The sequence below is a fragment of the Pseudomonas sp. LAIL14HWK12:I7 genome, assembly GCF_000483465.1.
Lineage (GTDB): Bacteria > Pseudomonadota > Gammaproteobacteria > Pseudomonadales > Pseudomonadaceae > Aquipseudomonas > Aquipseudomonas kermanshahensis.
Genome location: NZ_AXYZ01000001.1, coordinates 396,757 through 423,713, shown reverse-complemented (window position 1 = coordinate 423,713; position 26,957 = coordinate 396,757). Strand labels below are relative to the sequence as shown.

Annotated in this window: 26 protein-coding genes; 7 read left to right on the top strand and 19 right to left on the bottom strand. The window is 62.9% G+C overall.

Going from position 1 to position 26,957, the window contains the following annotated elements; genetic code table 11:
• Positions 1-2 precede the first annotated feature (2 nt).
• The 4 genes from D886_RS0102005 to D886_RS0101990 form a co-directional block, all read right to left on the bottom strand.
• Positions 3-1,727 carry a putative 2-aminoethylphosphonate ABC transporter permease subunit gene (locus D886_RS0102005; protein ID WP_027592302.1) on the bottom strand — a complete coding sequence of 575 codons (1,725 nt, stop codon included), beginning with the start codon at positions 1,725-1,727 and terminating at the stop codon, positions 3-5.
• A gap of 1 nt (position 1,728) precedes the next feature.
• Positions 1,729-2,787, bottom strand: a complete 1,059-nt coding sequence (locus tag D886_RS0102000) for a putative 2-aminoethylphosphonate ABC transporter ATP-binding protein (protein ID WP_027592301.1) — start codon at positions 2,785-2,787, stop codon at positions 1,729-1,731.
• Positions 2,788-3,019: 232 nt separating this feature from the next.
• Positions 3,020-3,889 (bottom strand): LysR family transcriptional regulator, encoded by an 870-nt coding sequence (locus tag D886_RS0101995; protein ID WP_027592300.1) that lies wholly within the window; start codon positions 3,887-3,889, stop codon positions 3,020-3,022.
• A gap of 9 nt (positions 3,890-3,898) precedes the next feature.
• Positions 3,899-6,112, bottom strand: coding sequence for a heavy metal translocating P-type ATPase (locus D886_RS0101990; RefSeq protein ID WP_027592299.1), 2,214 nt, complete (start codon positions 6,110-6,112; stop codon positions 3,899-3,901).
• Positions 6,113-6,194: 82 nt separating this feature from the next.
• Here D886_RS0101990 and cadR point away from each other — a divergent pair, with 82 nt between their 5' ends.
• Positions 6,195-6,638, top strand: coding sequence for a cadmium resistance transcriptional regulator CadR (cadR, locus tag D886_RS0101985; RefSeq protein ID WP_027592298.1), 444 nt, complete (start codon positions 6,195-6,197; stop codon positions 6,636-6,638).
• A 185-nt stretch (positions 6,639-6,823) separates the two neighbouring features.
• Here the strand turns inward: cadR and D886_RS0101980 are convergent, their stop codons facing one another.
• From D886_RS0101980 to D886_RS0101970, 3 genes are read right to left on the bottom strand one after another with little or no spacing between them, the layout of a single operon-like run.
• Entirely contained in the window at positions 6,824-7,795 is a 972-nt protein-coding gene (locus D886_RS0101980; protein WP_027592297.1) for a thymidylate synthase, read from the bottom strand.
• 49 nt (positions 7,796-7,844) lie between these two features.
• The gene (lgt, locus tag D886_RS0101975; protein ID WP_027592296.1) at positions 7,845-8,654 is read right to left on the bottom strand and encodes a prolipoprotein diacylglyceryl transferase; all 810 of its coding nucleotides are present in this window, start codon (positions 8,652-8,654) and stop codon (positions 7,845-7,847) included.
• Positions 8,655-8,683: 29 nt separating this feature from the next.
• The gene (locus D886_RS0101970) at positions 8,684-9,466 is read right to left on the bottom strand and encodes a sulfite exporter TauE/SafE family protein (protein ID WP_027592295.1); all 783 of its coding nucleotides are present in this window, start codon (positions 9,464-9,466) and stop codon (positions 8,684-8,686) included.
• A gap of 130 nt (positions 9,467-9,596) precedes the next feature.
• Between D886_RS0101970 and D886_RS0101965 the strand changes: the two genes are divergently transcribed.
• Positions 9,597-10,343 carry an NRDE family protein gene (locus D886_RS0101965; protein ID WP_027592294.1) on the top strand — a complete coding sequence of 249 codons (747 nt, stop codon included), beginning with the start codon at positions 9,597-9,599 and terminating at the stop codon, positions 10,341-10,343.
• Positions 10,344-10,445: 102 nt separating this feature from the next.
• On the opposite strand, the gene ptsP is transcribed toward D886_RS0101965, so the two are convergent.
• Positions 10,446-12,725 carry a phosphoenolpyruvate--protein phosphotransferase gene (gene ptsP / locus D886_RS0101960; RefSeq protein ID WP_027592293.1) on the bottom strand — a complete coding sequence of 760 codons (2,280 nt, stop codon included), beginning with the start codon at positions 12,723-12,725 and terminating at the stop codon, positions 10,446-10,448.
• Between the two features lie 22 nt (positions 12,726-12,747).
• Positions 12,748-13,227 carry an RNA pyrophosphohydrolase gene (locus tag D886_RS0101955; protein ID WP_003249017.1) on the bottom strand — a complete coding sequence of 160 codons (480 nt, stop codon included), beginning with the start codon at positions 13,225-13,227 and terminating at the stop codon, positions 12,748-12,750.
• Positions 13,228-13,368: 141 nt separating this feature from the next.
• Here D886_RS0101955 and D886_RS0101950 point away from each other — a divergent pair, with 141 nt between their 5' ends.
• Entirely contained in the window at positions 13,369-14,025 is a 657-nt protein-coding gene (locus D886_RS0101950; protein ID WP_027592292.1) for an HAD family phosphatase, read from the top strand.
• Between the two features lie 129 nt (positions 14,026-14,154).
• On the opposite strand, the gene D886_RS0101945 is transcribed toward D886_RS0101950, so the two are convergent.
• A complete protein-coding gene (locus D886_RS0101945; protein WP_027592291.1) occupies positions 14,155-14,580 on the bottom strand; it encodes a DUF2269 family protein in 426 nt (141 codons plus the stop codon).
• Between the two features lie 38 nt (positions 14,581-14,618).
• Positions 14,619-16,133 carry a threonine ammonia-lyase, biosynthetic gene (ilvA, locus tag D886_RS0101940; RefSeq protein WP_027592290.1) on the bottom strand — a complete coding sequence of 505 codons (1,515 nt, stop codon included), beginning with the start codon at positions 16,131-16,133 and terminating at the stop codon, positions 14,619-14,621.
• Between the two features lie 150 nt (positions 16,134-16,283).
• On the opposite strand from ilvA, the gene rpiA reads away from it, so the two are divergent.
• Entirely contained in the window at positions 16,284-16,958 is a 675-nt protein-coding gene (gene rpiA / locus D886_RS0101935) for a ribose-5-phosphate isomerase RpiA (protein ID WP_027592289.1), read from the top strand.
• 155 nt (positions 16,959-17,113) lie between these two features.
• Here the strand turns inward: rpiA and D886_RS0101930 are convergent, their stop codons facing one another.
• From D886_RS0101930 to D886_RS0101915, 4 genes are all read right to left on the bottom strand, one after another.
• A complete protein-coding gene (locus tag D886_RS0101930) occupies positions 17,114-18,016 on the bottom strand; it encodes an SdiA-regulated domain-containing protein (RefSeq protein ID WP_027592288.1) in 903 nt (300 codons plus the stop codon).
• Positions 18,017-18,108: 92 nt separating this feature from the next.
• On the bottom strand, positions 18,109-19,029 hold the full coding sequence (locus tag D886_RS0101925) for an SdiA-regulated domain-containing protein (protein WP_027592287.1): 921 nt from the start codon (positions 19,027-19,029) through the stop codon (positions 18,109-18,111).
• 154 nt (positions 19,030-19,183) lie between these two features.
• Positions 19,184-19,849: a fumarylacetoacetate hydrolase family protein gene (locus D886_RS0101920; RefSeq protein ID WP_027592286.1), complete on the bottom strand. Its 666-nt coding sequence runs from the start codon at positions 19,847-19,849 to the stop codon at positions 19,184-19,186.
• A gap of 25 nt (positions 19,850-19,874) precedes the next feature.
• Positions 19,875-21,272 (bottom strand): FAD-binding oxidoreductase, encoded by a 1,398-nt coding sequence (locus D886_RS0101915; protein WP_027592285.1) that lies wholly within the window; start codon positions 21,270-21,272, stop codon positions 19,875-19,877.
• Positions 21,273-21,443: 171 nt separating this feature from the next.
• Between D886_RS0101915 and serA the strand changes: the two genes are divergently transcribed.
• On the top strand, positions 21,444-22,673 hold the full coding sequence (gene serA, locus D886_RS0101910) for a phosphoglycerate dehydrogenase (protein ID WP_027592284.1): 1,230 nt from the start codon (positions 21,444-21,446) through the stop codon (positions 22,671-22,673).
• A 56-nt stretch (positions 22,674-22,729) separates the two neighbouring features.
• On the opposite strand, the gene D886_RS0101905 is transcribed toward serA, so the two are convergent.
• Entirely contained in the window at positions 22,730-23,206 is a 477-nt protein-coding gene (locus D886_RS0101905) for a DUF4399 domain-containing protein (protein WP_027592283.1), read from the bottom strand.
• A 199-nt stretch (positions 23,207-23,405) separates the two neighbouring features.
• Between D886_RS0101905 and D886_RS0101900 the strand changes: the two genes are divergently transcribed.
• A complete protein-coding gene (locus D886_RS0101900; protein ID WP_027592282.1) occupies positions 23,406-23,882 on the top strand; it encodes a transporter substrate-binding domain-containing protein in 477 nt (158 codons plus the stop codon).
• 99 nt (positions 23,883-23,981) lie between these two features.
• On the opposite strand, the gene D886_RS0101895 is transcribed toward D886_RS0101900, so the two are convergent.
• Positions 23,982-24,479 carry a DUF523 domain-containing protein gene (locus D886_RS0101895; protein ID WP_027592281.1) on the bottom strand — a complete coding sequence of 166 codons (498 nt, stop codon included), beginning with the start codon at positions 24,477-24,479 and terminating at the stop codon, positions 23,982-23,984.
• Entirely contained in the window at positions 24,466-25,098 is a 633-nt protein-coding gene (locus D886_RS0101890; RefSeq protein ID WP_027592280.1) for a 2OG-Fe(II) oxygenase, read from the bottom strand. Before D886_RS0101890 ends, D886_RS0101895 begins: the two co-directional genes overlap by 14 nt.
• A gap of 113 nt (positions 25,099-25,211) precedes the next feature.
• Here D886_RS0101890 and D886_RS0101885 point away from each other — a divergent pair, with 113 nt between their 5' ends.
• Positions 25,212-25,964: a DUF2059 domain-containing protein gene (locus tag D886_RS0101885; RefSeq protein ID WP_027592279.1), complete on the top strand. Its 753-nt coding sequence runs from the start codon at positions 25,212-25,214 to the stop codon at positions 25,962-25,964.
• Here the strand turns inward: D886_RS0101885 and D886_RS0101880 are convergent, their stop codons facing one another.
• Positions 25,965-26,891, bottom strand: coding sequence for an alpha/beta hydrolase (locus D886_RS0101880; RefSeq protein WP_027592278.1), 927 nt, complete (start codon positions 26,889-26,891; stop codon positions 25,965-25,967).
• Positions 26,892-26,957 lie beyond the last annotated feature (66 nt).

Below are 26,957 nucleotides of genomic sequence, written 5' to 3'. Positions count from 1 at the left end.
GGTCAGGCAGCCGCGGCGCGTTGGCGCCAGGCTTGGGAGCGGCGCAACAGGCCGCGTGAGGCTGCAGCCAGCAGCAATGAGGCGCTGGCGCTGGTCAGCAGAATCAGGGTCGACATGGCGGCGGCACCGCCAACGTTGCCTGCATCGTCCATGTTCAGCACGGCAACGGCGGCGAGGATGGTGTCGGGGCTGTAGAGGAAGATCGCCGCCGACACGGTGGTCATCGCCGAGACGAACAGGTAGCGGATGATGTCCAGCAGCGCCGGCAGGCAGATCGGCACGGTTACCCGCAGGAAGTGCCGATACAGCGGCGCCTTGAGCGACAACGCGGCAGCCTCGAACTCGCCGTCGAGCTGGCGCAGTGCGGTGGTGGCGGTCATCTGCGCAGTGGTCAGGTAATGGGCAATGGTGCAGATGACCAACAAGCCCATGCTGCCGTACAACACATGCAAGGGGTTGCCGTTGAGGTTGAAGAAGAACACGTAGCCCAACCCCAGCACGAGGCCCGGCACCGCCATGGGGATGAAGCTGAGCAGGCGCAGCGACTGGTTGAGCAGGCGTTGGCCCTGGGTCTTTTCCATCAGGTAGGCACCGCAGAAAATCACCACGCTGCCGATCAGCGCCGTGCCAATCGCCATGGTCACGCTATTGCGGTACGCCAGCCAGCCTCCGCCGGCGGTGTCCTCGAACAGGTAGTGCTTGAGCGACAGCGACAGGTTGTAGGGCCAGAAGGTGACCAGCGACGAATACACAGCCATGCCGATCACCAGCAACAGCACCGCGCAGACCACCAACACGACCGCCAGGAAGCAGGCATCACGGCGGCGCGAGGGCTTGGGCTCGAACACCTGCGCTCGCCCACTCATGGCCTCGCCCTGGCGGCGACGCAACCAGGCATCGACAGCAAAACTAAGCAGTGCCGGCACCAGTAAGACCATGCCAATCAGGGCGCCGCGGCCAAATTGCTGCTGGCCAACGACGGCCTTGTAAGCCTCCAGGGCCAACACCTGATAATCACCCCCCACCACGACCGGCACGCCAAAGTCGGTGATGGTCAGGGTGAACACCAGGCAGAAGGCGGCGAACACCGCCTGGCGCGTGGCGGGCCAGGTAATGCTGGAAAACGCCCGCCACGGCCCGGCGCCCATGCTCGACGCAGCATCGAACAGGCGCGCATCGGCCAAGGACAGCGCCGACAGCAGAATCATCAATGCATGCGGGAAGGTGTAAATGGCCTCGCCGAGCACGATCCCCCAGAAGCCGTAGATGTTGTCGCTCAGCAGCCCGCGCAGCAGGCCCTGGTTACCAAACAGGTAGACCAGCGCGATTGCCGGCAGCATCGACGGCGCCAGCAGGGGCAGCAACGAGATGCCCCGCCACAGGCTCTTGGCCGGGATCAGCGTGCGTTGCAACGCATAGGCGAACAGGTAAGCCAGTGGGATGACGATGGCCGCGACGGTGAACGCCACCGACAAGCTATTGCCGAGCAGCCAGTGGAAGTTCTCGCTGGCGAACAGCGCCCGGGCAGCCGCCAGGCCGCCGCCCTGGCCGGCGTCACCGCTGAAACCACGCCAGAAGATCGCCAGCAGCGGCATCAGCACCGCCAGTACCAGCAGCATCAACAGCAACCACTTCCCACCGACGACGAACAGCCGGTCACCCAAGGCAACGCCGTGGCGCGACGCGGCCTTGGCCGGGTTCAGCGGCAGGGACATTGGCGCGGCCATCTTAGGCGAACACCTGCAGGCTCTGCGGTGGCAGCGCCACCCAGATGTCCTGCGAGCCCAGCCGCGGCATGGCCTCGGGGGCCAGTTCGGCCAGCAAGGCATGGCCCGGCAAGGCTTTGAACTCGAAGCTCATGCGGCAGCGATTGCCGAGGAAGGTGATCTCGCGGACCTTGGCCGGAAACAGGTTTTCTTCATGCACCGGCGGGTTGACCGTGATCGCCTCGGGGCGGCAGAACAGGCGGCCGCTGTTGGCCCGCGCCGAGCCAGGCGACAAACGCATGCTCATGCCGCCGACCTGGGCCTGGCTGTCACCGCTGCGCTGGAACGGCAGCCAGTTACCCTGGCCAACGAACTCGGCAACGAAGGGCGTGGCTGGCTGGTCGTAGATGGCCTGCGGCGTGGCGTACTGCTCGACCTGGCCGTTGTTCATCACGGCAATGCGGTCGGCCATCAGCATGGCCTCGTCCTGGTTGTGGGTAACCATCAAGGTGGTGATACCCAGCTGGCGTTGCAGCTGGCGCAGTTCGGTGCACAAGTGCTCGCGAACCCGCGCGTCCAGCGCCGACATCGGCTCGTCGAGCAGCAGCAGCGAAGGCGCCGGCGCCAGCGCGCGGGCCAGGGCCACACGCTGCTGCTGGCCGCCGGAAAGCTGCCCGGGGTACTTTTTTTCGCTACCGGACAAGCCGACCAGCTGGAGCATTTCGGCCACCCGCTGGCGGGCCTGTTCGCGGCCGCTGCCGGTCAGGCCATAGGCGATGTTGGCTTCGACGGTCAGGTTGGGGAACAGCGCGTAAGACTGGAACAGAATGCCGTAGTCGCGGGCCTGGGGGGGCAGCTCGGAGACGTCGCGCTCGCCGATGTACAGCTCACCGCGGTCCTGGCGTTCGAGGCCGGCGATGCAGCGCAACAGCGTGGTCTTGCCGCACCCGGACGGGCCAAGCAAGCACACCAGCTCGCCGGCGGCGATGTCCAGGGAGACATCGTTGAGCGCTGTAAAGGCGCCGAAGCGTTTGTGGATGTTGCGCACTTTCATCTGTGCGCCGGGGGTGGCGTTGTTCATGGCAAGGCCTCATCGAAGAGATGGGACCATGCTAGGAAGGCTGTGCGACGGTTCTGTGGCTTTCAGGCAAAAGCGCGCGATAGTGGTATAGGCAGATTTTGTAGTGCCCCACCTGCCACCACGGTTCTTGGTAGGAGCAGCCTTGTGCTGCGAAGAGGCCCTGCTCGGCGATGCACATGTATGGGGTGCACCGGCCTCTTCGCAGCACAAGGCTGCTCCTACAAGGGATGATTCAGAACTGTGAGCCGGCCACTTCCTGCGCAACCCCCAGAAACGCCGCCGGCAAACGCGCCTGGCGCCGCTCCTTCAGGCAATACAGGTACTCATGCATTACCGGTGCATCCTCCAGCGCCAGCACCCGTAATTCGGGGTTATGCGGCACTTCATGGCGGGCAATCACACTGATGCCAATGTTGCGCAGGACCGCTTCGCGAATCGACTCACGGCTACCAATCTCCAGCAACGTGCCGGCCTTCACACCGGCCTCCTGCAGCATCTGCTCGGTCAGCTTGCGTGTGGTCGACCCCGGCTCGCGCATCAACAGGCAATGCCCGGCCACCACGTCGATGGACACCACCTGACGATGCGCCAAGGGATGGTTGCGGTGCACAGCCACCACCAACGGGTCGGTGCCCAATACCCGGCGCACCAACCGGGCATCCTCCACCAGTTGCGACGAAGCGGCGATATCGACCCGGTAGTCCTCGAGCATTTCCAGCACCTGCTGCGAGTTGCCGATCTCCACTGCAACGTCGACCTGGGGCAGGCGCTCGCGGAAGACCTTCACCAGATCGAGGATGTAGTAAGGCGCGGTGGCCGCAATGCGCAGGCTGCCCTGGGCCTGGCCACTGTTGCGCAGTTCGAACTCGATGTCGGCCTCCTGCTGCAGCAGCGCCTTGACCCTCGGCAGCAGGCGCACGCCCTCCTCGCTCAACACCAGGCGCCGCCCGCCACGGTAGAACAGCTCTACTGCGTACTGGCTTTCCAGGTTGCGGATCTGCGTGGTCACGGTGGGTTGGCTGAGCCCGAGCTTCTTCGCCGCCAGGGTGATGCTGCCCAGGCGGGCCACCATGTAGAAGGCTTTGAGCTCGGAACTCAGCATGCACGTCCTCTATTTGCGCAAAAGGCGCAAGCCGTTGAACACCACCAGCAGGCTCACGCCCATGTCGGCGAACACCGCCATCCACATGGTCGCCATGCCGGCAAAGGTGATCGCCAGGAATATCGCCTTGATGCCCAGGGCCAGAACGATGTTCTGCCTGAGAATCGCCGCACTTTGGCGCGACAGCCTGACGAAGGCGGGGATTTTGCGCAAGTCGTCGTCCATCAACGCCACGTCGGCCGTCTCGATGGCCGTGTCGGTGCCTGCGGCCGCCATAGCAAAGCCGATCTCGGCACGGGCAAGGGCCGGTGCATCGTTGATACCGTCGCCAACCATGCCCACCCGATGGCCTTGGGCATACAGGGCCTCGATGGTCTTCAGCTTGTCGGCCGGCAGCAGGTTGCCTTCAGCGCGATCGATGCCGACCTGGGCAGCGATGGCCTCGGCGGTATGGGGATTGTCGCCGGTAAGCATGACCGTCTTGATACCCAGTTCATGCAATTCGGCAATCGCCTGGCGGCTGCTCTGCTTGAGCGTGTCGGCCACGGCGAACAGGGCCAGCGGGCCACTGCGGTCGAGCAGCAGGACCACGGTTTTGCCTTGACGCTCCAGCGCATCCAGCTGTGCCTCCAACTCAGGCGAGCACAGGCCCAGTTCCTCGACCAGGCGGTGATTGCCCAGGTGGTAAAGCTCACCCTCGATCACCCCCCGCACACCGCGACCGGCCAATGCGGCGAAGTCGTCGACCGCGCTCAAGGCCAAACCTTGCGCCTTGCCGAACTGGGCGATGGCACGTGAAACCGGGTGGTCCGAGCGCTCGGCCAAGCTGGCAGCCCACGCCTGGGCCCGGCCTTCGAACAGGGGGTCCAACACCTTTGCATCCGTCTGCACTGGCTTGCCGTGGGTGAGAGTGCCAGTCTTGTCGAGGGCCAGGAAGTCCAGCTTGCGCCCGCCTTCCAGGTACACCCCACCCTTGATCAGGATGCCCTTGCGCGCCGCTGCAGCCAGGCCACTGACGATGGTCACCGGGGTTGAAATGACCAAGGCGCACGGGCAGGCCACCACCAACAGCACCAAGGCGCGGTAGACCCAGTCGAACCAGGCACCTGCCATGAACAGCGGCGGGATGACCGCTACCGCCAAGGCCACGGCGAACACCACGGGTGTGTAGATGCGCGAGAATCGGTCGACAAAACGCTGAGTCGGCGCCCGGGCACCTTGGGCCTCTTCGACGGCCTTGATGATGCGCGCCAGCGTCGATTGCCCAGCGCCGGCAGTGACGCGAAACTCCAGCGCACCGGCCTGGTTGATGGTGCCGGCGAACAGCTTGTCGCCCACGGCTTTTTCCACTGGCAGGCTTTCACCGGTGATCGGCGCCTGATCGACGCTGGATTGGCCACTGGTCACTTCGCCATCCAGGCCGATGCGCTCGCCCGGCCGTACCCGCACCAAGGCACCGATGGCCACCTCGCGCACTTCCACTTCACGCCACTGGCCATCGGCTTGCAGCACTGTTGCCCTGTCAGGGGTGAGCTGCATCAGGCCGCTGATGGCATTGCGAGCGCGGTCCAGGGAGCGCGCTTCGATCAGCTCGGCGACCGTGAACAGCACCATCACCATGGCCGCTTCCGGCCACTGGCCGATCAGCACAGCGCCAGTCACGGCAATGCTCATCAGCGCGTTGATGTTGAGGTTGCGGTTTTTCAGGGCAATCCATCCCTTCTTGTAGGTGCCCAGGCCGCAACCCAGGATCGCCGCCAAGGCCAGCGCCGCCACCAGCCATTCAGGTGCAAGCCCGGTGAAATGCACGATTTCGGCGGCGATGGCCGCGACACCGGATAACGCCAGCGGCCACCAGCGGGTCTTGCTGGGCGGGGCAGCGTTCGCGGCGGTCTCGTCCCCTTCGATGAGGGGCTCGGCCTTCATGCCCAGACTGTCGATAGCCCGCTCGATCTCGGCGGTACCGGCCAGCGTGTGGCGCACGCCAAGCACGCGGTTGATCAGGTTGAACTCCAACTGCTCGATGCCCGCCAGCTTGCCCAGCTTGTCCTGGATCAGCGTTTGCTCGGTGGGGCAGTCCATGGCCTCGATACGGAAGCGGCTGAGCTGTGCGTCGCCGCTGGCTTTTTCGCTCAACTGCACCAACGCCGGGGCGGCCGCGCTGCCGCAGCAGCTGTGGGCGTGGTGGTCATGCTTGTGGTGGGGGCTGGCAGGCTGGTTCATTGGGTCATCCTTAAAGTGAGCCTGTTGCCAAGTGAACACCCTGTAGCCACTATAGGGTCAAGCCATCCGCTGGAGATTTGCGATGAAGATTGGAGAACTGGCAAAAGCCACCGATTGCGCCGTGGAGACCATCCGCTATTACGAGCGCGAGCAACTGTTGCCGGAGCCGGCGCGCACCGACGGCAACTACCGGCTCTACACCCAGGCCCACGTCGAGCGGCTGACCTTCATCCGCAACTGCCGGACCCTGGACATGACCCTGGACGAAATCCGCAGCCTGCTACGCCTGCGCGATAGCCCCGAAGGGTCGTGCGGCAGCGTCAATGCGTTGATCGACGAGCATATCGTCCATGTACAGGCGCGTATCGATGGTTTGGTGGCGTTGCAGGAGCAGCTGGTGGAGCTGCGACAGAGGTGCAGCGCGCCGGGGAGTGAATGCGCGATCTTGCAGCAACTGGAGGTGAACGGGGCGGTATCGGTGCCAGAAGGTGAGCATTCGCATGTAGGACGAAGCCACGGACATTGAACTTGGTGGGTTGCTGCGCCGACTCCAGCCACAGCAACGCCGAACCCTGTGGGAGCAACTTGTTTGGCCTCATCGCTGGCAAGCCAGCTCCCACAGGTGCGGCGCTAGAATTGGAGGCTACACAGTTCGGGTGGGAGCCGGCTTGCCGGCGATGGGCTGCAAAGCAGCCCCAGCAATCTTAATGATCACACCGCCATCGGCGCCGTCATCGGCGCATGATGCTCATACCCTTCCAGGCTGAAATCACTCGGCTCGATCTTCTCCAGCCACTCCGGCTCATACTTGCCGGTGTCGGCAAACGCCGGCACGCGATCGCTGATCACCAGCTTCGGCGCCTCGAGCGGTTCGCGCTTGAGCTGCTCGTTGAGCATGTCCAGGTGGTTTTCGTACACATGGGCATCACCAATGAAATACGTGAACCAGCGCGGGGTGTAGCCGGTCAGGCGGCCGAACAGCGACAGCAAGGCCGCGCCCTCGGTGAGGTTGAACGGCGTGCCCAAGCCCAGGTCGTTGGAGCGAATGTACAGGGTCAGGGAAATTTCCCGAGTCTCAGCATTCGGGTGGAACTGGTACAGCAGGTGGCACGGCGGCAGAGCCATTTCATCCAACTGGGCGCAGTTCCAGCCATGGAACAGGATGCGCCGGCTGCCCGGGTCATTGGCGATGGTGTCCAGGCACTGGCGCACCTGGTCGATGGCCTTGTACAGGACGACAAAGGCCTGGCCGTCTTCCTGGTCCTGGGCAATCTTGCGGAAACCCTGTTTCTCGGCCATCTCAATGGCCGCCGGGTTGCTCAGCGGGATGCGTTTGTAGCCCGGCCATTGGCGCCACTGAACGCCGTAGATCTCGCCCAGGTCGTCATGCCCCTGGCGGAACGGGTTGGCCAGCCATTGGGCGTTTTCGTTGGCATTCTGGTCCCAGACCTTGCAGCCCAGCTCACGGAATTCACCCGCGTTTTTCACGCCCCGCAGAAAACCGACCATCTCGCCGATGGCCGACTTGAAGGCCAGCTTGCGCGTGGTGATGGCCGGAAAGCCCTTCTGCAGGTCGAAACGCAGCATGGCGCCCGGCAGGCTGATGGTGCGGATGCCGGTACGGTTTTCCTGAAGGGTGCCGTTTTCGATGACGTCACGGACCAGGTCCAGATACTGTTTCATGGCTTACCTGTAGCAAGAACGGCAGAGGGATCACCCCTGCCGTTGGGAGTCAGATGGCGGGTTTCGCCGTAGGTTTGCGATTATAAGCCCACCAGATCAATCCGAGGCCGGCCAGAATCATCGGGATGCAGAGTATCTGACCCATGGTCAGCCAACCCCAGGCAATGTAGCCCAGCTGGGCATCCGGCACGCGGACGAACTCGACGATGAAGCGGAAGATCCCGTAGAACAGCGCGAACATGCCGGATACCGCCATGGTCGGGCGTGGCTTGCGCGAGTACAGCCACAGGATCAGGAACAGCGCCACGCCTTCCAGGGCGAACTGATACAGCTGCGAGGGGTGGCGCGGCAGCTGGGCGGGGTCGCTGAACGGTGGGAACACCATCGCCCACGGCACGTCGGTCGCCTTGCCCCACAGCTCGGCATTGATGAAGTTGCCGATACGCCCGGCACCCAAGCCGATCGGCACCATTGGCGCGACGAAGTCCATCAGCTCGAAGAACGACTTGTTGTTGCGCTTGCCGAACCATACCGCCGCCAACATCACGCCGATGAAGCCGCCGTGGAACGACATGCCGCCCTTCCACACCTCGAAAATCAGCGTCGGGTTGGCCAGGTAGGCGTGCAGGTCGTAAAACAGCACGTAACCCAGGCGGCCCCCGACGATCACCCCCATCGATAGCCAGAACACCAGGTCGGACAATTTTTCACGGGACCAGGTGGGGTCGAAGCGGTTCAGCCGACGCGAGGCGAGCAGCCAGGCGCCGCCGATGCCGACCAGGTACATCAGGCCGTACCAGTGGATTTTCAGCGGCCCGAGGGCCACGGCCACGGGGTCTATCTGCGGGTAAGGCAGCATGGATTTTCCTCTAGTTTCAAATCAGCGAGCTAAATCAAAAAGCTGAGGCCGACGCAGAACAGCAGCGCGGCGAACAAACGCTTGAGCAGGCGTGGCGACAGTTTGTGCGCCAGGCGCGCGCCGAAGCGGGCGAAAAACATGCTGGTCACGGCAATGCCGACCAGCGCAGGCAGGTACACGTAGCCCAGGCTGTGGGCTGGCAAGTGTTCTTCGTGCCAGCCAAGCCACATGAAGCTCAGGGCACTGGCCACGGCAATCGGCAGGCCACAGGCCGAGGACGTTGCCACCGCCTGCTGCATGGGCAGGCTGCGCCAGGTCAGGAACGGCACGGTCAGCGAGCCGCCACCAATACCGAAAATCGCCGAAGCCCAGCCAATCACCCCACCTGCTGCGGTCAACGCGGGCTTGCCAGGGATGCCACGGCTGGCCTTGGGCTTGAGGTCCAGGGCCATTTGCGCGGCGATGATCAGGGCGAACACACCGATGATCTTCTGCAGCAGCGGGCCCTGGATCAACGAGGCGGTCTTGGCGCCGATACCAGCGCCAATCAGGATGCCCAGGGTCATCCAGGCGAAGATCGGCCACTGCACCGCACCCCGGCGATGGTGTTCGAGCACCGCGTTGATCGAGGTGAAGATGATGGTTGCCAACGACGTGCCGACAGCCAGGTGGGTCAATACCGAGGGGTCGAAGCCCTGCAAGGTGAAGCTGAACACCAGCACCGGCACGATGATGATGCCACCGCCCACGCCGAACAGCCCGGCCAGCACGCCGGCACATGCACCTAACAGCAGATAGAGTACGAACTCCATTCGTTGCCCCTGAGAAAATCAATCCGGCATGGTAACGGAAGCCGGCCCTGAGGCTCTAGTGAACTTCGTGACAGGATGGATCAGCACCGCCGCAGTGGGTAGAGTGGCAAAAAACACAGAGGCCCAACCGATGTGCCTGATCGTATTCGCCTGGCGGCCGGGGCATGCCCTGCCGCTGATCGTGGCGGCCAACCGCGACGAGTTCTATGCCCGGCCCACGCAGGCCCTGAGCGCCTGGGAGGATGCCCCTGGCGTCTATGCCGGACGTGACCTGGAGGCTGGCGGTACCTGGCTGGGCGTGGGGCCGCAGGGGCGCTTTGCCGCGCTAACCAACATTCGCGCCCCTGGGCAAGCCTTGGGCGTGCGCTCGCGCGGGGAGCTGGTGGCGGGGTTTCTGCAGGGTGAGCTTGGCGTGGAAGCCTATCTTGACCAGGTGGCCAGCCGCAGCCGCCAGTATTCGGGGTTCAACTTGCTGGTGGGTGATGGGGCGCAGTTAGGCTTTCTGCACGCCCGAGACGCCGCGCCGCGCTTGCTGGAGCCTGGGGTCTATGGGTTATCCAATGCCGGGTTGGATACGCCGTGGCCGAAGCTGGTCAAGGCGCGTAGCGGGCTGGAGGGGTTGCTTGAGTCAGCAGACCCGCAGCGCTTGCTGGCGTTGCTGGCCGATGGTGAGCCGGCAGCCGAGAGTGAGTTGCCAGAAACGGGCGTGGGGTTGGCGACCGAGAAGCTGCTGTCGAGTGTGTTTATTGCCAGCCAGAATTATGGGACGCGGGCGAGTACTGTGCTGATCGTGGATGATCAGGGGAGAAGACGGCTGGTTGAGCGCAGTTTCGGGCCGTTTGGGGGGCATTTGGGGGAAGTTGAGATTATGGCTTGAGGGCCAGGGGCTGCTTTGCAGCCCTTCGCAGCACAAGGCTGCTCCTACAGGGGATCGCGTTACCTTGAGCAGCCTTGTGCTGCGAAGAGGCCAGTACAGGTATCACAGGGTCTTGTTCGCCCCAGGCCCGATCATGCGCGCCAACCCTAGGTTCTTCAGCGCCAATTGCAGCGAGCTGTGGATAACCTGCGGGTTGTCATGGCTCATGGCTTCGGTCAGCAGCTCCTTGGCCTTGCTCATGTTGATCTGGCGCAGCATCCACTTCACCTTGGGCAAGTTGGTGGCGTTCATCGACAAACTGTCGAAGCCCATCGCCATCAACAGCACCGCTGCCGCCGGGTCACCGGCCATCTCGCCGCAAATGCTGACCGGCTTGCCCTCGCCATGGGCATCGCGCACCACCGTGTTCAAGGCTTGCAGCACGGCCGGGTGCAGGTAATCGTACAGGTCGGCGACCCGTGGGTTGTTGCGGTCGACCGCCAGCAGGTACTGGGTCAGGTCGTTGGAACCGACCGACAGGAAGTCCACCTGCCGCGCCAGCTCCTTGGTCTGGTACACCGCCGCAGGGATCTCGACCATCACGCCAACCGGCGGCATCGGCACATCGGTGCCTTCGTCACGCACCTCACCCCACGCGCGGTGGATCAGGTGCAGTGCCTCTTCCAGCTCGTGAATGCCAGAAATCATCGGCAGCAGGATGCGCAGGTTGTTCAAGCCTTCGCTGGCCTTGAGCATGGCGCGGGTCTGGACCAGGAAGATTTCCGGGTGGTCGAGGGTAACGCGAATGCCGCGCCAACCCAGGAAGGGGTTTTCTTCCTTGATCGGGAAGTACGACAGCGCCTTGTCCCCGCCGATATCCAGGGTACGCATGGTCACTGGCAGCGGGTGGAAGGCCGCCAGCTGTTCGCGGTAGATCGCCAGCTGCTCTTTCTCGCTGGGGAAGCGCTGGTTGATCATGAACGGCACTTCGGTGCGGTACAGGCCTACCCCTTCGGCGCCACGCTGCTGGGCACGGGCGACGTCGGCCAGCAGGCCGGTGTTGACCCACAGCGGCATGCGGTGGCCATCCGGGGTGACGCAGGGCAGCTCGCGCAGCGCATCCAGGCCTTGCGCCAGCTGGCGCTCCTCCTCGACCACTTCGCTGTACTGCTTGCGCAACACGTCGCTGGGGTTGGTGAACACCTCGCCCTTGTAGCCGTCGACGATCAGCTCGATGCCATCGACCTTGGAATACGGCAGGTCGACCAGGCCCATCACCGTCGGAATACCCATGGCGCGGGCCAGGATCGCGACGTGGGAGTTGCCCGAACCCAATACCGACACCAGGCCGACCAGCTTGCCCTCCGGCACTTCGCCCAGCATCGCTGGCGTCAGTTCTTCGCTGACCAGGATGGTATTGTCGGCGTACACCAGCGATTGAGAGCGAGCCTCCTGCAGGTAGGCGAGCAGCCGGCGGCCAAGGTCCTTGACGTCCGAAGCGCGCTCACGCAGGTAGTCATCGTCCATCAGCTCGAAGCGGTTGACGTGCTCGCCGACCACTTGGCGCAAAGCGCCCTGGGCCCACTGGCCGGTCTTGATGACCTCGGTCACCTCGCCGCCCAGGGCGGCGTCTTCGAGCATCATCAGGTACACGTCGAACAACGCGCGCTCTTCGGGCCGCAGCTGGGTGGCCAGCTTGGCCGACAGCTTGCGCATGTCGGCGCGCACGCCTTCAAGGGCGTTCTGGAACAGTTTGAGTTCGGCGTCGATGTCTTCGACAGTCTTGTCCGGCACCACTTCGAGGTCGGCCGGCGGCAACATCACCACTGCGCGGCCAACGGCGGCGCCTGGCGAGCCCGGCACGCCGACGAAGCGAGCCTCCTGGATACCCTTGCCCTGGCGGCCAAGGCCACGGATCGAGCCGGTCGCCTCGGCATGCGCGATAACCCCGGCAAGCTGGGCGCTCATGGTGACCAGGAAGGCTTCTTCGCCCTCATCGAACTGGCGGCGCTCCTTCTGCTGAATGACCAGAACCCCGACCACCCGACGGTGGTGAATGATCGGTGCACCCAGGAAGGAGGCGAATTTTTCTTCACCGGTTTCGGCGAAGTAGCGATAACGCGGGTGATCGGCGGCGTTTTCCAGGTTCAGCGGCTCTTCCCGGGTACCGACCAGGCCGACCAGGCCCTCGTTGGGGGCCATGCTGACCTTGCCGATCGAACGCTTGTTCAGGCCCTCGGTGGCCATCAGCACGAAGCGGTTGGTTTCCGGGTCAAGCAGGTAGACGGAGCAGACCTGGCTGCCCATGGCCTCCTTGACGCGCAAGACAATGATCCCCAACGCCGTCTTGAGATCTTTGGCGGAGTTCACTTCCTGGACGATCTTGCGCAGCGTATTGAGCATGGCTCGGGGTCGAACTCCGTCGTCAGTCGCGCGTCAGAAGACGCGGTGCTAGCTCTTTCAGGGCGCGACGGTAGACCTCGCGCTTGAATGTCACAACCTGGCCCAGCGGGTACCAATAGCTGACCCAGCGCCAGCCGTCGAACTCCGGCTTGCCCGTCAGGTCCATCCGCACCCTTTGTTCGTTGCTTACCAGACGCAGCAGGAACCACTTCTGCTTCTGGCCAATGCACAGCGGCTGGCTGTGCGTACGCACCAGACGCTGGGGTAAACGATAACGCAACCAGCCGCGCGTGCAGGCAAGAATTTCCACATCGTCGCGTTCAAGGCCAACTTCTTCGTTCAGCTCGCGGTACAGGGCATCTTCCGGCGTCTCGTCAGGGTTGATGCCACCCTGGGGAAATTGCCAGGCATCCTGGTTGATCCGTCGAGCCCATAGCACCTGCCCGGCATCATTCGTGAGAATGATCCCGACATTGGGGCGAAAACCATCCGGGTCGATCACGGCAGCAACCTCGCAAACGCATGTCACCGCATTGTTCCACAAAGCCTGCGAGCGCAGCAACGCGCCCGCCAAGCTTATGTGCAGCGAGGTGAAAACTCCGTATTCTGCGGGCCTACCTTGTAGCTGATGCGAGTGAACGCGATGCGCCTGGCTTTATTCGACCTGGACAATACCCTCCTCGGTGGCGACAGCGACCATGCCTGGGGTGACTATCTGTGCGAGCGCGGCATACTCGACCCGGTCGCTTACAAACAACGCAACGATGCCTTCTACCAGCACTACCTGAACGGCACCCTGGACTTGCAGGCCTACCTGGCCTTTTCCATGGAGATTCTGGCGGCAACGCCTATGGCCCAGCTCGACGCGTGGCACCGCGATTTCATGCGGGACTGCATCGAGCCGATCATCCTGCCTAAGGCCTTGGCGTTGCTGCAGCAGCACCGCGAGGCGGGCGACAAACTGGTGATCATCACTGCCACCAACCGTTTCGTGACCGCGCCAATCGCCCGCCGTTTGGGCGTGCGTACCCTGCTGGCGACCGAATGCGAGACCGAAGATGGCCGCTACACCGGGCGCAGTACCGATATAGCGTGTTTCCGTGAAGGGAAAGTGACGAGGTTGCAGCGCTGGATGCTGGAAAACGGCTACGACCTTGAAGACAGCTATTTCTACAGCGATTCGATGAATGACCTGCCGTTGCTGCAGCAGGTGACGCATGCGGTGGCGGTGGACCCGGATCCGAACCTGCGGGCGGAAGCCGAGCAGCGTGGGTGGCCGGTGATTTCGCTGAGGGATTGAGGTTGTCCTGTGCAGGCCCTTTCGCGGGTAAACCCGCTCCCACAGGGATTGCATCAGGCCCGAGGGCTGTGCAGTCCTGTGGCAGCGGGCTTGCCCCGCGAAGAGGCCGGCATGGACAGCACAAGGCCATCAGACTGGCTTGGCACCCATCAAGCCGGCAATGGACAAGAAGCAAACCCCGCTGAACACCGCCAAGGCCAAGGTAAACCGCAGCCCCACCACCTGCGCCTTGCGCAGCCGGTTCAAGCGCACCAGCAGCCACCACACGGCAAACGCACCCAGCGTATAGATGACGCTGGATGCCAGCACCCAGGTCTGCCCCAGTGGCCAGCCGACCAGGTGCACCAGCCACCAGCCAGTGACCGGCATGCTCACCAGGCACACGCCCATGACCAACCAGACGAACACCAGCGGCCGGCGCAGCAATTTGCCGTAGGCCTCGGCATCGCCCAGCCGGTGGGCGCGAACTGTCCAGATCACCAAGCCCAGCGCGCCCAGAAGCAGCAGCGCAGTGGCGGTGATGTGCAAGGCCTTGAGCGTCGTCAGGTGTTCCATGTCTTCATATCCATGCGCGATGAGCCAAGCTTAGTCGCTCAACCCAAAAACAACCGGTAAGCCGGGTTATCGGTCTCGTCCCAGTACGGGTAACCGATCTTGGCCAGCGCCGCTGGCACCAGGTGGCGTTCGTCTTCCGGTACCTGCAAGCCCGCCACCACGCGCCCGTCGGCAGCGCCATGGTTGCGGTAGTGGAACATCGAGATATTCCAGCGCCCGCCCAGCTTGTTGAGGAAGTTGAACAACGCACCCGGCCGCTCGGGGAACTCGAAGCGCAGCACAATCTCATCACTGGCGCCGGCCGAATGGCCACCCACCATGTGACGAATGTGCAGCTTGGCCAGTTCGTTGTCGGTCAGGTCGGTAACCGGGAAGCCCTGCTCGGTCAGTTGCTGCACCAGTACCGCACGCGGGTCGTTCTCTGGGTGGGTCTGCACGCCGACGAAGATGTGCGCCTCGTCGGAGGTGTGCTTGCGGTAGTTGAATTCGGTGATCTGGCGCTTGCCGATCGCCTCGCAGAACGCCTTGAAGCTGCCCGGGCGCTCAGGGATGGTAACGGCGATGATGGCTTCGCGTTTTTCGCCCAATTCGGCACGCTCGGCCACATGGCGCAGGCGGTCGAAGTTGACGTTGGCGCCCGAATCGATGGCAACCAGGGTCTGGCCGGTCACGCCATACAGCTCGACATACTTCTTGATGCCGGCAACCCCCAGCGCGCCAGCAGGTTCGGTGATCGAGCGGGTATCGTCGTAGATATCCTTGATGGCTGCACAGATCTCGTCAGTACTGACAGTGATCACTTCATCCACGTGCAGGCGACAGATGTCGAAGGTGTGCTGGCCAATCTGCGCCACCGCCACACCGTCGGCGAACAGCCCGACCTGCGGCAACACCACGCGCTCACCCGCGGCCATGGCGGCCTGCAGGCAGTTGGAGTCGTCCGGCTCGACGCCGATGACTTTGATTTCCGGGCGCAGGTATTTCACGTAGGCCGCGATGCCGGCGATCAGGCCGCCGCCGCCGACCGGCACGAAGATCGCGTCGAGCCGGCCCGGGTGCTGACGCAGGATCTCCATGGCCACTGTGCCTTGCCCAGCGATGGTGTGCGGGTCGTCGTAGGGGTGGATGTAGACGAAGCCCTTCTCATCGACCAGCTTGAGCGAGTAGGCCAGCGCCTCGGGGAAGGTGTCGCCGTGCAATACCACCTTGCCGCCCCGCGAACGCACGCCTTCGATCTTGATCTCTGGGGTGGTCTTGGGCATCACGATGGTTGCCTTGATCCCCAGCTCACGCGCCGCCAGGGCCAGGCCCTGGGCATGGTTGCCGGCCGAGGCGGTGACCACGCCGCGGGCCAGCTCTTCTGGGGTCAGTTGCGCCAGCTTGTTGTACGCCCCGCGAATCTTGAACGAGAACACCGGCTGCAGGTCTTCGCGCTTGAGCAAAATCTGGTTGCCGAGGCGTTTGCTCAGCTGCCCGGCGCTCTGCAGCGGCGTTTCGACGGCGACGTCATAGACGCGCGAGGTGAGGATCTTCTTGACGTACTGTTCGAGCATCGGGAAAGCATCACTGGCCGCGGGACAAGGGCTGCGAGTCTAACCCAGCGCTACGTCGGGCGACCACAGCAAAGCCGCGCAAGCCGCTATACTAAGCCCCTTTGAAACCCAGCCCCCTTTGAAACCCTCCCCGCCCCTCTCGGAGCCCGCATGACCCAGGACCAACTCAAACAGGCCGTCGCCCAGGCCGCTGTCGACTTCATTCTGCCCAAGCTGGATGAAAAGAGCGTCGTCGGCGTCGGTACCGGTTCGACCGCCAACTTCTTCATCGACGCCCTGGCTCAGCACAAGACCGCCTTCGATGGCGCAGTCGCCAGCTCCGAGGCCACCGCCCAGCGTCTGAAGGGTCATGGCATCCCGGTCTACGAGCTGAACAGCGTCAGCGAGCTGGAGTTCTATGTGGACGGCGCCGACGAGAGCGACGCGCACCTGAACCTGATCAAGGGCGGTGGCGCGGCCCTGACCCGCGAGAAGATCGTCGCGGCCGTGGCCAAGACCTTCATCTGCATCGCCGATGCCAGCAAGCTGGTCCCGGTGCTGGGCGCCTTCCCGCTGCCCGTCGAAGTGATCCCAATGGCCCGCAGCCACGTGGCGCGCCAGCTGGTCAAGCTGGGCGGTGACCCGGTGTACCGCGAGGGTGTGCTGACCGACAACGGTAACGTGATCCTGGACGTGTACAACCTGCAGATCACCAACCCGGTCGAGCTCGAAGCGCAGATCAATGCGATCGTTGGCGTGGTGACCAACGGCCTGTTCGCGGCACGCCCGGCGGACTTGCTGCTGCTCGGTACCGCTGAAGGTGTGAAAACCCTCAAGGCCGAGTAACCCAGGCCTATAAGCGTTGTTCTAGCCCTGCGCGATCCAGGTAGGAGCAGCCTTGTGCTGCGAAGAGGCCGGTGACTTCACAGTGAATCTCTGCTGCTGTTACCGACCTCTTCGCAGCACAAGGCTGCTCCTACCCGGATCGCGCAGGGCCGCATTTAATCTGCCGGCTGTTTGAACACGTAAAACAGGTTCGGCTCACTGACCAGGTAAATGGTCCCCGCCTCATCCATCGCAATTCCTTCCGCCTGCGGCACCGTCTTCTTCAACCCCTGATACCCCTTGCGCAGCGACAAGGTACTGAGCGGCTTGCCCTTCACATCCAGTTCCAGCACCAGCCGCGATTCATCCGACAGCGCCAACAAATGGCCGCTGCGCTCGTCGAACTGCAAACTCGACAGGTCCCGCACAAACAAACGCGAGTCACGCTTGCGGTCCTGCACCACATGCACGGCATAAGGCTGCTCGGGGTTGTCATGCGGGAAGCCATGCACCTCGTAGATCAGCATCGGGTCGCGCTCCTTGGCCACGAACAGGCGCTTGCCGGCCGAGTCGTACGCCAGCCCCTCGAACCCCTTATTGCCGTTCAGGCCAATGCCCAGGGTCAACTGCTCGGCATCGCCGGCATCGAGGAACAGCGTATCGTCGTCCAGGCGCACGCGAATCAGCCGTTGCTGGCGCTCGTCGGTGATCACATAGCTGTTGGGGCCCACGTATTCCACCGCCTCCGGGTCGCCAAAGCCGGTCAGTGGCACGCGCCGCAGGATGCGCCCGTCCAGCGACAGCTCGATCAGCTCCGAACGTGCATTGGTGACGGTGAACAGGGTCTTGCGGTCTGGGTCGTAGGTCAGCGCCGAAATGTCATCGTCCAGCCCCTCGACAGGCTGCGCCTCGACCACCACCCGATAACGGTCCAGGCCGATGCCCTGCTCGGCTGGCTGCCACCAGGTTTTCAGGTTGAACCAGCCGCGCTCGAACAGGCGAAACTCCTGCCCGGCCCAGCCGAGCAAAAGCAGGCCAATAAAGGCCGGAATCAGTGACAGGCGAAGATAGCGACGCATTTGGGGACAGACTCGACGTAAGGGTGGCGAATCTAACCATGAACAACTGAATCAAAGCTTAATGCCAGCATCCGACAAATCTGATGTTGCTGTCAGTTTTTCTTGAAACGATAGAAAAGCGCCGGCTCGCTGACCATGTACAGGTTGCCCTGGTCATCCATGGCCACGCCTTCGGCACGTGGGATGGTGCGCTCAAGGCCATTGAAACCGCCCAGCAAGGTCATGAAGCTGACTTGCTGGCCCTGCTCATCCAGCTCCAACAGCATGTTGGAGTCCGCCGACAATGCCAACAGGTGCCCGGTGCGCGGGTCGACGCCGAGGGCCGACAGGTTGCGCAGGTCGAGCTCATCATTGGGCAGCAACTGCTTGTCGCCCTTCAGCGGGCTACGGCCATCGGTGCTCCAGGTGTACAGCTTGGGCGGGCGCTCTTCGCCGATCACCAGGCGTTGACGCATCGGGTCCCAAGCCACGGCCTCGAAGCCCTTGTTGCTCTTCACCGACTTGCCCAGGTCGTAGCTCGGGAAGTCGTCATGGTTAAGCGACGTGGTGTGCGCATCCACCTTGACCACAGTCAGGTCGTGCAGCCGTTCGTCGACGATCGCCAGGTGCCCGTCCTCCATCACCGCCAGCCCTTCCGGGTTGTTCCAGCCCTTTAATGGAATCTGGCGCAGCACGTTACCGTCCAGGCTGAGCTCGACCAGGAACGGGTTCTTGCCCATGACGGCGAACAAGGTGCGGGTTTGCGGGTTGAAGGCCACGTCCGAGGCTTCGTCATCGTCCATGCCGGGCAGCGGTTTGGCGTCGATATCGGCCTGATAGGCCGGCAGCCAGACGCTCTCGCTTTGCTCGGCGGTGCTTTCAAAGCTTTCCTTCACCCACAGTGCCCCGCGGTCATCCCAGTGCATGGCCACGGATACGCCATAGCCGATCACCGCTGCAACTGCCAGGCCGAACGGCCAGCGCAGGTAAAAGCGACGCTTGGGAGTTGCCGGGGCGCTGGAGCGAGATGGCATACGTGGATCCTGGGAAAATGGGCGTAGGTCCGCGCATTATCCAGATAAGGTGTGAAAAATCGGTAAACAGTGCCGGCCTCTTCGCGGGCAAGCCCGCTCCCACAGGCATTTCACAATGTTCAAGTCTTGTGCAGACCCTGTGGGAGGGTTTACCTCAGAGCACCCGGCTTTCGAAGCGGCTCACACCCGGCAACTCAATCACCAGCTCATCACCCACATTGAACGGCCCTACGCCCGCAGGGGTACCGGTCAAGATCACATCGCCCGCCTGCAACGAGAAATGCGCCGCCATGTACTGGATCATCGGCACGATCGGGTTGAGCATCAACGCGCTGTTGCCGTCCTGCACCACTTGGCCGTTGAGGGTCAGGCGCACCGGGATGTCGGTCACATCCTCGAAACTGGCCGCCGAAACGAACGGCGGCAGCACGCAGGCGCCGTCAAAGCTCTTGCACAGCTCCCAAGGCAGGCCCTTTTCCTTGAGCTTGGCCTGCACGTCGCGCAGGGTCAGGTCGAGCGCCGGGGCGTAACCGGAGATGGCGTCCAGCACCTCTTCTTCGGTTGGCTTGGTGGACAACGGCTTGCCCAGCAGCACAGCAATCTCGGCCTCGTAATGCACAACGCCACGGTCGGTCGGGATCTTGAAACCACCTTCCAGCGGCATCACGCAACTGCCCGGCTTGATGAACAGCAACGGCTCGCTGGGGATCGGGTTGTCCAGTTCCTTGGCATGCTCGGCATAGTTACGGCCGATGCACACCACCTTGCCCAATGGGAAGTGGATGCGCGTGCCGTCTACGTACTGGTGCTGGTAACTCATGGCCGACTCCTCTGCATACTGCTTATTATTCAGGAGCGAAGATCTTACCCGGATTCATGATGCCGTTAGGGTCGAAGACGGCCTTTATTGCCTTCATGCAGGCGATTTCTTCGGCCGAGCGGCTGTAGCCGAGGTAGTCACGCTTGGTCATGCCCACGCCATGCTCGGCCGAGATCGAGCCGTTGTAGCGCTGGACGATTTCGAACACCCACTTGTTGACCTTGGCGCAGGAGGCAAAGAAGGCATCTTTGCTCATGGCGTCGGGCTTGAGGATGTTCAGGTGCAGGTTGCCATCGCCGATATGGCCGTACCAGACCACCTCGTAGTCCGGGTAATGCTCGCCGACGATGGCATCGATGTCGCGCAAAAACGCCGGCACCTTGGAGACGGTGACAGAAATGTCGTTTTTGTACGGGGTCCAGTGGGAGATGGTTTCGGACAGGTACTCACGCAACTTCCACAGGTTTCTCAGCTGGGTTTCGCTCTGGCTCATCACCCCGTCCAGCACCCAGCCCTGCTCGACACAGTGCTCGAAGGTGGCCAAGGCTTCGTTGGCGACCTCTTCGGTGCTGGCTTCGAACTCCAGCAGGGCATAGAACGGGCAATCGGTCTCGAAAGGCGCCGGCACATCGCCACGGCCCATGATCTTGGCCAGGCCCTTGTCGGAAAAGAACTCGAAGGCCGTCAGGTCGAGCTTGGCCTGGAAGGCATGCAGCACCGGCATGATCGAGTCGAAATCCGGCGTGCCCAGCACCATCGCGGTGAGGTTGCGCGGGGCGCGGTCAAGGCGCATGGTCGCTTCGACCACAAAGCCCAGCGTGCCCTCGGCACCAATGAACAGCTGGCGCAGATCGTAGCCGGTGGCGTTCTTGATCAGGTCTTTGTTCAGCTCCAGCAGCTCGCCCTTGCCGGTGACCACTTTCAGCCCGGCAACCCAGTTGCGGGTCATGCCGTAGCGAATCACCTTGATGCCGCCGGCGTTGGTGCCGATGTTGCCGCCAATCTGGCTGGAGCCGCTGGAGGCGAAGTCCACCGGGTAATACAGGCCTTGCGCCTCGGCGTAGGCCTGCAATTGCCGGGTAATCACCCCCGGCTGGCACACCACCGTACGGTCGAACGCATTGAAATCGAGAATCTGGTTCATGTAGTCGAACGCGACCACGACCTCGCCATTGGCCGCCACGGCACCGCCCGACAGCCCGGTACGCCCACCGGACGGCACCAGCGCGACCTGATGGCGGTTGGCCCAGGCAACGATGGCCTGCACCTGCGCGATGCTCTTGGGGAACACGATGGCCGTGGGCGCTGGCGGGTAATGCTTGGTCCAGTCCTTGCCGTAGGCTTCGAGGGAAACGGCGTCAGTCAGGACCTTGCCAGGGTCGACAAGGGTCATCAGTTCATCAATAACAGCGGGGTGGGTCATCGCTGGAACTCTCGACTTATTCATAGTCACCCTGAGCACTCTTCACCTGTCGGGATAAGCTCAGATTGTGTCGCGTATGCTAGCATAGCCCTCCCGCTGTTCATGCTAAGGCCGACGCCGCGCCTAGCATCACCCCTCGCCATTTTTTCTCCGGGATACAGGTTTACGCAGATGAGCAAGACTTCTCTCGACAAGAGCAAGATCAGGTTCCTTCTTCTTGAAGGTGTGCACCAGAACGCGGTCGATACCCTCAAGGCTGCCGGCTACACCAACATCGAATACCTCACTGGTTCGTTGCCGGAAGCCGAGCTGAAGGAAAAGATCGCCGATGCCCACTTCATCGGCATCCGCTCGCGCACGCAACTGACTGAAGAGATCTTCGACTGCGCGAAGAAGCTGGTTGCGGTCGGCTGCTTCTGCATCGGTACCAACCAGGTCGACCTGGAAGCGGCCCGCGAGCGCGGTATCGCCGTGTTCAACGCCCCGTACTCGAACACCCGTTCGGTCGCCGAACTGGTGCTGGCCGAGGCCATCCTGCTGCTGCGCGGCATCCCCGAGAAGAACGCTTCGTGCCACCGTGGTGGCTGGATCAAGAGCGCGGCCAACTCCTTCGAGATCCGTGGCAAGAAGCTGGGCATCGTCGGCTACGGCTCGATCGGCACCCAACTGTCGGTCCTGGCTGAAAACCTAGGCATGCAGGTGTACTTCTTCGACCCGCTGACCAAGCTGCCGTTGGGCAACGCTGTCCAGGTCGCCAGCCTGCACGAGCTGCTGGGCTTGGCCGACATCGTCTCGCTGCATGTGCCTGAGCTACCATCCACCCAGTGGATGATCGGCGAGAAGGAAATCCGCGCGATGAAGAAGGGCTCGATCCTGATCAACGCCGCCCGCGGTACCGTGGTCGAGCTGGATCACCTGGCTGCCGCGATCAAGGACAAGCACCTGATCGGCGCCGCCATCGACGTGTTCCCGGTCGAGCCGCGCTCCAACGACGAAGAGTTCGAAAGCCCGCTGCGCGGCCTGGACAACGTCATCCTGACCCCGCACATCGGTGGCTCCACTGCCGAGGCCCAGGCCAACATCGGCCTGGAAGTTGCCGAGAAGCTGGTCAAGTACAGCGACAACGGTACCTCGGTGTCTTCGGTCAACTTCCCGGAAGTTGCCTTGCCGGCGCACCCAGGCAAACACCGCCTGCTGCACATCCACGAAAACATCCCTGGCGTGCTCAGCGAGATCAACAAGGTCTTCGCCGAGAACGGCATCAACATCTCCGGTCAGTTCCTGCAGACCAACGAGAAAGTGGGTTACGTGGTGATCGACGTTGACGCCGAGTACTCGGACCTGGCGCAAGAGAAACTGCAGCACGTGAAGGGCACTATCCGCTCCCGCGTTCTGTTCTAAGTTTCACGGCGGCATGAAAAAGGGAGGCCGTGGTGGCCTCCCTTTTTCGTGGGTGCTTACTTCACCTCGACGGTGATCTTTTTCGATTCGACGCTCGGCTTGAACGGCACGTGGTACTTGTCGCCCAAGACCAACTGCAAAGTGTGCTTGCCTGGGGTCAGGGTAATGGTCGCCTCGGTTTGTGCCTTGCCGAAGTGCAGCACTTGCGGGCCGGCCGGCAGCGGCGCGTTGTTTTCAGGCATCACGCTGGTTGGCAGGGGCTTGTCGGCCTCCGGCTCTTTATCGACGTCCACCAGCAGGTGGTGATGCCCGCTATGCGGGGTCTGGTCACCCGCAGGCTTGAGCGCCATGCCCTCGATGCCGAACTTGACGGTGAAGGTCTTGTCGACCGTTGCGCCATCGACGGGGGAAACGATGACGACCTTGGCATCCTTGGGCGGCTCCTGGCTCTTCAGGGCATCCTCGGCACTGGCGAACACCGAGGCCCCCATCAGCAGACCGGCTACGGCAGCACGCGAAAATAGGCTGTTCATTCACTTCTCCTGTGATTCACTTAAAGACCACTGCCGTTAAAACGTGCGGCAGCGGTAGTTCACCATAGCCCACAAAGAGAAATATTTCAGTTAGGGTTAAACCTCGCCAAGGCTTCAAGGTCATAGGCTGCGCTCGACCACGACGAGGAAGAAAGCCGTGGCGAATGAAATTCATCTGCCGAATAAAAAAGGGGCATTCATGCGTTCGACCCTAGGCGTACTGCTTGCAGTACTGATCAGTCCATTGGCCCAAGCCGAGCTGATAGACGAAATCAACGACCGCGGCGAACTGCGCATTGCCGTGCAGTCCGATACACCGCCCTATGTATTCAAGGAAAACGACCACCTCACGGGTTTCGAGATCGAGTTCGGGCAAATCCTGGCCAAGGAACTGGACCTGCGGGCTGAATTCATTGAAACGCCAGCTGAAGAAGTGCTGCCGGGCGTGGAGAGTGGCAAGTACGACATTACCTTGAATGAACAGAACACCAGTAAACAGCTGGACGTGAGCCAGCCTTATGGTGAGAAGAAACAGGTCATTCCGTTCCAGAAAGACAACCCGGCGTTCGAGAGCGCGGTGAACAACGCCCTGCAACGGATCAAGGACGATGGGCGCATGGCAGAGCTGGAGCAGAAGTGGTTCAAGGGTACCCAGGAGACGGCTGCAGGCCAGTGAATGACCGGCTCTTTGTAGGAGCAGCCTTGCGCTGCGAAAGGGCCGGCAAGGCAGGAACGGGTGTTGCAGGTGCGGCCTCTTCGCAGCGCAAGGCTGCTCCTACAGGTTCGCCAACGCTTGTTGTGCTTCATCCAGCTCAAGCTCGCTGAATACCAGCACCCCTTCCCGACGCAGCAGCGCCGTGGTCACGCCCTCCCCCGGCACCTTCACCCCGCTGAAGGTGCCATCGTAGGTCAGGCGATTACCACACGAAGGGCTGCCAGACTTGAGCACCGCGACGCGAATTCCGTGCCGGTGCACCAGCGCCAACGCCAGCTGAGCACCGGCCAGAAACGCGTCGCTGACGTCCTCACCCGTCACCGTCAGCACCTGTGCCTGGCCATCGAGCACCGCGCTGCCCTGCCCGCCTGGTATCTCCGCAGGCGGTCGCGGTGTAGGCAAGCCACCGGCCACTTCCGGGCACAAGGGCACTACCCGCCCTGCCGCCTGCCAGGCTTGCAACACACCCGGATGGCCACTGGCGCGGCCGTCATAGCGCACCGGCTGCCCCAGCAGGCACGCGCTGACCAGCACCTTGGGCAAGTCAGAACAGGTCATTGCCACGGCGCCGGAACCAGCCAGTCAACGACAGGCGCTCACGCCCGGCCGGCAATACCTCATGGGGCACATCGCCCGACAGGAACACCACCAGGCATCCGGCCACGGGCTGCACATCGTGCTCGACACCCTGCGCCAGGAACATGCGCAGCTGGCCGCCATCCTGTGGCTGCCAGTCTTCGTTCAAATAGAGCACTGCCGAGACCATGCGCCGGTCATCGTCACGAAAGCGGTCCAAATGGCGGCGATAGAACGCGCCCGGCGGGTACAGGGCAAAATGGCATTCGAAATCTTCAAGGCCCAGGAACAGCCCCTGGTTGATGGCTAGGCGCAGCTGGTCCATGGCCGCCAGGTACTGGTCGCAGGCAGCGGCCTGGCCGGGGTCGATCCACTGGATCTGATCACCGCGGATCGCCTCGCGGATCTCCTGTGAAGCCCCGCGTCCAACCCCTGCCGGGTTGAGCTCGCCTTCGGCGTCACGGCGCCGGCACTCGGCCGCCAGCGCGCGCACCAGGTCGCCAGGCAAAAAGAGCGCCTGCTGGGACCAGCCATGGGTGGCCAGATCGTCAACGACGGCCGCAAGCATCGGGTGTTCAGGGGAGATGTGCATGGCGCGCATCATATCCATTAGCCTTGCACTCGCACAGCGCCACTTGGCCGAGAAGCGCGCTGATATCTCGACAAACCGACGCTGGGCCAAGGACAATGGCAGCCTGCCGACAGGAGTCCTGAATGCGCCGTCTGTTTTCCCTGATTCTGCTGATGATCTGCACCATGCCTGTCTGGGCAGACAGCCTGGATCAACTGTACAAGGCCGCCGGCTGGCCCGACCAGCGCGCCCACTTCAACGATGCCCTGAGCGCCGCCCAGGAACGCTATCGCAACAGCCTGCCGCCTGCCGTCTACCAAGCGCTGGTCAACAACAGCAATCAGCGCTTCCAGGCCCAGGCCGTGGACCGTCGTGCCCAGGCGAAACTGCGCGCAACCCTGAGCAACCCTGCGCCAGCGCTGGCCTTCTTCCAGTCGCCGCTGGGCCGCAAGGTGGTGGCTGCCGAACTGCAAGCCACGCGCAAGGACCAGTTGGCCAAGAACGCCAAAGGCCTGCCGAAGGTCCAGGCCAGTGACGACCGCCTGTTGCTTATCGGCCACTTGGCCCAGGCGTTGCCCGCCCGCGAGGCCGGTGCAGAGGTCAGCCTGGCGATTGCCGGCGTCGCCGCCGACAGCCTCAGTTCGATGATCCCCGGCCTGTTTGGCGGCGGCCAGGCCCAGAGCCTGCTCGATGGCCAGCGCCAACGCCTGATGGGCCAGATCGGCGAGGACCTCAACAATACGCTGCTGTACGTGTACCGCGACTTGTCCGACGCCGAGCTGGAACAATTCGCCAACTTCGCCGAATCACCTGAGGGCAAGGCGTATTACCAGGCGGCACTGGCTGCCGTGCGCGCCGGCCTGGCGGTCGGCCAGAGTGCTGCCGACCTCAAGTGATCAGCCCAGGCGCTGGTCGATGAAGGTGAAGTAGCGCTGGCGAATGCCGGGCAGTTCATTGGCCAGGTGGTGCCGCGCCTCGGGCAGCATGAGTATTTGCGGCTCAGTGAACTTGGCCTTGAGCACCTCGAGGTTGTAGGGCCAGTCCACCGTGCCGTCCGCCTCACCTTGCACGATCAAGGGCCGCCGTGTGCTGCGTGGCGCGGCTTCTATGCGCTTGACCCAGGCGATCAGCGCGCCGACCCAGGCCGTGGGTAAACGACGCGGTTGCAGGGGGTCGGCCTCCAGAAACGCTAGGAAGGCCGGGTCGTTGGTGTTTTCACTGAAGCGCCGTTCGATGCCGTTTACGAAATGGCGCAGCACGCAATAGCTGAGCTTCGACCAACGCCAGGAGCAGGGCCGTACCAGCGGCGCGAGCAGGATCACCTGCCCATCGGCCGGGCTTTGCTCGCCCCGGTGCAACAGGTGGTCGACCACAATGGCGCCTCCCGTGCTTTGCCCGCACAAATGCCAAGGCCGCGGCAGGCCCAGCCTGCGCGCTTGCTCGAAGAGTGCATCGAGCACCTGCTGATACAGCGAAAAGTCGCTGATGCTGGCCCGCTCACCGCTGGAAAGGCCATGGCCGGGCAGGTCACAGCTGATCACTGCATAACCCTGGCCCAGTGCCCACTCGATCACATGCCGGTAAAGGCCCATGTGGTCGTAATAGCCATGCAGCAGGAACACCGTGGCCACCGGCTGCGGCGGCAGCCAGACTTGCCCGACCAACTCGAACCCGGCCGCTTGAAAGCCACCCAGCCAGCTGTGCACGGGCAGGTCCAGGCCATAAAAATGCTGGTAATCGCGCCCCTGCGCCGACAACGGCTGGCGATCGGTCAAGGGCGCAAGGCTGGCACGCAGAAGGTCGGGGAGCAAAGCGGCGGGCATCGGGTACATCCAGAGCGCAGCGAGTATTGATCTGTGATATTCAGCTCTAGCTGGCGTCGTGGCAAG